The 6,260-nt window shown below is 73.2% G+C and carries 5 protein-coding genes; all 5 read left to right on the top strand.

Going from position 1 to position 6,260, the window contains the following annotated elements; all coding sequences use genetic code 11:
* The coding region (locus I4I78_RS28685) for an Rne/Rng family ribonuclease (protein WP_218614632.1) at positions 1-2,835 on the top strand (2,835 nt) is incomplete at its 5' end.
* 149 nt (positions 2,836-2,984) lie between these two features.
* Positions 2,985-3,290 (top strand): 50S ribosomal protein L21, encoded by a 306-nt coding sequence (gene rplU / locus I4I78_RS28680; protein ID WP_218614631.1) that lies wholly within the window; start codon positions 2,985-2,987, stop codon positions 3,288-3,290.
* A gap of 12 nt (positions 3,291-3,302) precedes the next feature.
* Positions 3,303-3,560, top strand: a complete 258-nt coding sequence (rpmA, locus tag I4I78_RS28675) for a 50S ribosomal protein L27 (protein ID WP_218614630.1) — start codon at positions 3,303-3,305, stop codon at positions 3,558-3,560.
* A gap of 104 nt (positions 3,561-3,664) precedes the next feature.
* Complete coding sequence (gene obgE / locus I4I78_RS28670) at positions 3,665-5,173, top strand: GTPase ObgE (protein WP_218614629.1); 1,509 nt, start codon at positions 3,665-3,667, stop codon at positions 5,171-5,173.
* On the top strand, positions 5,170-6,260 hold a 1,091-nt coding region (proB, locus tag I4I78_RS28665), incomplete at its 3' end, for a glutamate 5-kinase (RefSeq protein WP_218614628.1). The genes obgE and proB, both read left to right, overlap by 4 nt.

The following is a 6,260-nucleotide window of genomic DNA, read 5'->3' as shown; positions in this document are numbered from 1 at the left end:
GACACGTCCGGCCGGAAGAAGCCGTCCGGGAAGTCGGGCAAGGGCCGCCGCGGGAAGAAGAAGGACGCCGAACCCGACGCCCCGCAGGCCGAGCAGCCCGTCGAGACCGAGACCGCGGACACGTCGTCGGACCAGGAGTCCGCCGACGACTCCGACGACGGCGACGATGACGGCGCCCGCCGCCGCCGTCGGCGCGGACGCCGTGGTCGTGGTCGTGGCCGCGGCACCGACGGTGAGTACGACGGCGAGGACGGTGACGACTCCGACGAGTCGGACACCTCCTCCGACGCGGGTTCCGACGACGGGTCGGACGACTCGTCCGACTCCGACGACACGAACGACGAGAGCGCGGACTCCGGCGACGAGGGCGGGTCCGGTTCCCGGCGCCGGCGGCGTCGCCGTCGCCGTGGCGGCTCGGACAACAGCTCCGAGGACCGCACCGAGGACGACCCGCCGAACACCGTCACCAAGGTCCGCCAGCCGCGCGACCGGGACACCCCGGACTCCTCCGACGACCAGGTGCAGAGCGTCCGCGGCTCGACCCGCCTGGAGGCCAAGCGTCAGCGCCGCCGCGACGGTCGCGACGCCGGCCGTCGACGTCCGCCGATCCTGTCCGAGTCGGAGTTCCTGGCCCGCCGCGAGTCGGTCGAGCGGACGATGGTGATCCGCCAGCTCTCCGACCGCAACGAGATCGGCGTGCTCGAGGACGACGTCCTGGTCGAGCACTTCATCACCGGCGGCCAGGCCGGCGGCAACTCGATGGTCGGCAACATCTACCTGGGCCGCGTGCAGAACGTGCTGCCCTCGATGGAGGCGGCCTTCGTCGACATCGGGCGTGGCCGCAACGCCGTGCTCTACGCCGGCGAGGTGAACTGGGACGCGGCCGGGCTCAACGGCAAGGCCCGCCGGATCGAGCAGGCGCTGTCCTCCGGCGACCCGGTGCTGGTCCAGGTGACCAAGGACCCGGTCGGCCACAAGGGCGCGCGCCTGACCACCCAGATCAGCCTGGCCGGGCGGTTCCTGGTCTACGTGCCCTCCGGCAGCGCCGCGGGGATCAGCCGCAAGCTGCCCGACAACGAGCGCAAGCGGCTCAAGGACATGCTCAAGGAGATCGTCCCGAGCGAGGCGGGGGTGATCATCCGCACCGCGTCCGAGGGCGTCAGCCACGAGGCGCTGGAGCGCGACGTCCGCCGGCTGCAGGCGCAGTGGGAGGTCGTCAAGGAGAAGTCGGAGAAGACCGGCCCGAAGGCGCCCAAGGCGCCGACCCTGCTCTACGAAGAGCCGGACATGCTGGTCAAAGTCGTGCGCGACCAGTTCAACGAGGACTTCTCGAAGCTCATCATCTCCGGTGACGACGCGTGGGACACGGTCTCGGACTACGTCGAGCACGTCGCGCCCGAGCTGGGCGACCGGATGCACCGGCACGTCGGCTCGTCCGACGTGTTCACCGAGCACCGGATCGACGAGCAGCTGCTCAAGGCGCTCGACCGCAAGGTCTGGCTGCCCTCGGGCGGCACGCTGGTGATCGACCGCACCGAGGCGATGACCGTCGTCGACGTGAACACCGGCAAGTACACCGGCTCCGGGGGCAACCTCGAGGAGACGGTCACCCGGAACAACCTCGAGGCCGCCGAGGAGGTCGTGCGCCAGCTGCGGCTGCGCGACATCGGCGGGATCATCGTCGTCGACTTCATCGACATGGTGCTCGAGGCGAACCGGGACCTGGTGCTGCGCCGGCTCACCGAGTGCCTGGCCCGCGACCGCACCCGCCACCAGGTGGCCGAGGTGACGTCGCTGGGCCTGGTCCAGATGACCCGCAAGCGGGTCGGGGGCGGCCTGCTGGAGCACTTCTCCACGCCGTGCGAGACGTGCCGCGGACGCGGCGTGATCGTCTCGGCCGAAGGTCCGGGCTCCGAGGGCAACGGCCACCACCACGGCGGCAACGGCGCCTCCCACGGCCAGCAGAACGGCAACCGCGGCGGCAACAACAACGGCGGCGGCAGCAACGGCGGCAGCAGCAGCAACGGCGGCGGCGGCGGGAACAATGCCGGCGGGGACGGCGGCGAGGGCGGCAGCCGCCGTTCGCGCGGCCGTGGCGGACGCCGCGGCGGTGGCCAGGACAAGGCCACCACTCCCGAGGTGGACACCAGCTCGGCCGCGGCCGGCGTGGCGCTGGTCGGCGCCGCGACGCTGGGTGCCGGGACCACGGGTACCGGGACCACTGGTGCCGGGTCTTCGGGTGCCGGGTTGTCCGGCGCCGGGTCGAAGGACGCCGGAAAGGACGAGAGCGCCCCGGCGGCGTCCTCGACCGTCGCCGACGCCGCTCCCGCCCCGGAGCCGGGGCCCGCAGCCGGGGACGTCCCGCAGATGGTGCACGACCCGGTCTCCGCGGTCGAACCGGTGACGACCTCGCCGGACGAGGAGCGGGGCGCCGCCTCCGCCCCTGTCGTCGAGGTGCAGGCCGCCCCGGCGGCCGAGGCCGGCACCGCGGCGTCGGTGAAGGCACCGGCACCGGCACCGGCCGAGGAGGCACCGGCGCCGCGTCGCAAGCGCGGCCGGGTCAGCCGCTCGGCCGGGGCACCGTCGACGTCGGCGGAACCCGTCGTGATCTCCACGGCGACCGACGCGACGGCCACACCGTCCGTCGAGAGCCCGGCACCGGTGGTCCCGCCGGTGCCGCCGCAGCCGGAGCCGGTGGCGGTCGCCACCCGGCCCCGCCGGACCCGGCGGGCCGCGTCCCGTCCGGCCGGTCCGCCGGTCGACGCCCCGGCCGGTGCCGGGGCCGGCACCGCGGCCGACGACGGGCCCCCGACCAGCACCGACACGGAGGCGTGAGCCGGGGCCGACCCGGTTTGACCCTTCGAAAATCCGTTCCGTACCCTGGGACAACAGGAGCCACGCCTGCGAGTGAGTTACGGGTGATGGCATGCGCGCTCTCGCGAGTGCGCCAGTGTCCCCCGATATTCAGGAGTCGTGCGTCAGCGATGTACGCGATCGTCAAGACCGGTGGCAAGCAGTACAAGGTGGCCGTGGACGACACGGTCACCGTCGAGAAGATCGACGGTGAGCCGGGTGCCAAGATCGTCCTGCCCGCCGTCATGGTCGTCGACGGTGACCAGGTGTCCACGGACGTGTCCGGCCTCACCTCCGCGGTGGCCGTCACGATCGTCGAGCACACCAAGGGCCCGAAGATCCGCATTCACAAGTTCAAGAACAAGACCGGGTACCACAAGCGTCAGGGGCACCGTCAGCCCCTGACGACGGTCCAGGTCACGAGCATCGGCAAGTAGGGAGACGCATTCATGGCACACAAGAAGGGTGCGTCCAGCTCCCGTAACGGCCGCGACTCCAACGCCCAGTACCTGGGCGTGAAGCGTTTCGGCGGCCAGACCGTCAAGGCCGGCGAGATCCTGATCCGCCAGCGCGGCACCGCCACCCACCCGGGCGTCGGCGTCGGCCGCGGCAAGGACGACACGCTGTACGCCCTGATCGAGGGTTCGGTGCAGTTCGGGCACAAGTCCGGTCGCAAGACCGTGAACATCGTGCCGGCCGAGGCCTGAGGGTTCTCGCCAGCAGATATCTACGCCGACGGCGGGTCACCCATCGGGTGGCCCGCCGTTCGTCGTGAGAAGGCAGTTGTGATCAAGACAGGGAGGTACCGCTGATGTCCCGGTTCGTCGATCGGGTCGTGCTGCACGCGACCGCGGGGGCCGGCGGCAACGGTTGTGCCTCGGTGCACAAGGAGAAGTTCAAGCCACTCGGTGGCCCGGACGGTGGCAACGGAGGCCGGGGCGGGTCGATCATCCTGGTCGTCGACCCCGGTGTGCACACGCTGCTCGACTTCCACCACCGCCCGCACGCCACCGCCCGCAACGGCACCCAGGGCCAGGGCTCGTTCAAGGCCGGGGCCAGCGCGCCGGACATGGAGATGCTCGTCCCGGACGGCACCGTGGTGTTCGACCAGCGCGGGGAGGTCCTCGCCGACCTGGTCGGCGCGGGCACCCGTTTCGTCGCCGCCCAGGGCGGTCGCGGCGGGCTCGGGAACGCCGCGCTGGCGTCGCCGGCGCGCAAGGCCCCCGGGTTCGCGCTCCTCGGTGAGCCGGGCGAGCACGTCGAGCTGGTCCTCGAGCTGCGTTCGCTGGCCGACGTCGGGCTCGTCGGGTTCCCGTCGGCGGGCAAGTCCTCGCTGGTCGCGGCACTGTCCGCAGCCCGGCCGAAGATCGCCGACTACCCGTTCACGACGCTGGTGCCCCAGCTCGGCGTGGTCAGCGCGGGCGACGAGACCTACACCGTGGCCGACGTGCCCGGCCTGATCCCCGGCGCCTCCGACGGCCGCGGGCTGGGCCTGGAGTTCCTCCGCCACATCGAGCGCTGCTCGGTGCTGGTGCACGTCGTCGACTGCGCGACGTTCGAGACCGACCGGGACCCGGTCGCCGACGTCGAGGCGCTCGAGCACGAGCTGGCCCGCTACGGCGAGCTGCTGGGGTCCGGAGCACTCGGCGAGACCCTGGCCGAGCGTCCCCGGCTGATCGCCCTGAACAAGGTCGACGTGCCGGACGCGGCGGACCTGGTCGACATCGTCCGCGCGGACCTGACCGAACGCTTCGGCTGGCCGATCTACGCGATCTCCACGGCCAGCCGCTCCGGGCTGCGCGAGCTCTCGTTCGCCATGGGAGCGATGGTCGCCTCGTATCGACAGTCCCTGCCCGTACGCGAGGTCTCCCGAACGGTCCTGCGTCCCCAGGGCGTCGGCGACGCCGGGTTCACGATCGAGACCGACCACGAGAACGAGGGCGGCTTCATCGTCCGCGGCGAGCGCCCGGAGCGCTGGATCCGCCAGACCTCGTTCGACAACGACGAGGCCGTCGGCTACCTCGGCGACCGGCTCGCCCGGCTCGGGGTGGAGGAGGCGCTGGCCAAGGCCGGCGCGGTCCCCGGGTGCCCGGTCACGATCGGCGAGGTGACGTTCGACTGGGAGCCCAGCACCCCGGCCGGGATGGCGGTCCTGATGTCCGGGCGCGGCACCGACCGCCGTCTCGACGACCCGGACCGGGTCGGCGCGGACGAGCGCAAGCGGGCCCGCGCGGCCCGTCGCGCGCACCTGTCCGACGCCGAGCTCGGGTCGGGAGCGCACTACTCCTCCGACCACGACCTGGACGCACCGGAGCGATGAGCGCCACCGCCTCTGCTCTGCCGTCCACCCGGGCGTCCCTGGGTGCGGCACGGCGGATCGTGGTGAAGGTCGGGTCCTCGTCGCTGACCAGCCTGAGCGGCGGGCTGGACCCGGCCCGGCTGGACTCCCTGGTGGACGCGCTGATGGCCCGCCGCGAGGCGGGCGCGCAGGTCGTGCTCGTCTCGTCCGGTGCGATCGCGGCCGGGCTGGCTCCGCTGTCGCTGCGCAGGCGTCCGCGGGATCTGGCCACCCAGCAGGCCGCGGCCGCCGTCGGTCAGCTGTTGCTCGCGCACGCCTACTCGGCCTCGTTCGCCCGGCACGGCCAGGGCATCGGGCAGGTGCTGCTCACCGCGGACGACATGATCCGGCGCGCGAACTACCGCAACGCCCGGCGGACCCTGGAGCGGCTGCTCGGGCTCGGCTCGCTGCCGGTGGTGAACGAGAACGACACGGTGGCCACCGACGAGATCCGGGTCGGCGACAACGACCGGCTCGCCGCGCTGGTCGCGCACATCGTCGGCGCGGACGCGCTGGTGCTGCTCTCCGACGTCGACGGCCTCTACGACGGTGACCCGCGCCGTCCGGACGCCCGCCTGGTCGCCGAGGTCGCGGACCCGGCCGACCTGAGCGCGGTCAGCGTCGCCCGCCCGGGCTCCGGGCCGGGCGGTTCGGGACTGGGTACCGGCGGGATGGCCACGAAGATCACGGCGGCGTCGATGGCGTCCGCGGCCGGGATCCCGGTGCTGCTCGCCGCGGCCGAGGAGGCCGCCGCGGCGCTGGACGCCGGCCCGGAGGGGCCGAAGGTCGGGACGGCGTTCGGGTCGTCGGGCCGCCGGATGTCGGCGCGCCGGTTCTGGCTGCGCCACGCGGCCGACGTCCGCGGCGCGCTGGACATCGACGAGGGTGCCGTCGAGGCCGTCCGCCACCGCCGCCGCTCGCTGCTGGCCGCCGGCATCCACGGCGTGTCCGGGGACTTCGACGCCGGTGACGTGGTGGAGCTCCTCGGCCCGCACGGGCGCCCGGTCGGACGCGGGGTGGTCGGCTACGACTCCGGCGAGCTCCCCGCCATGATCGGCCGCCGCACCCA

The organism is Pseudonocardia sp. KRD291, from assembly GCF_019263595.1.
Classification (GTDB): domain Bacteria; phylum Actinomycetota; class Actinomycetes; order Mycobacteriales; family Pseudonocardiaceae; genus Pseudonocardia.
Note: the sequence above shows the minus strand (reverse complement) of the source record. Positions and strands in the feature narration are given on the sequence as shown.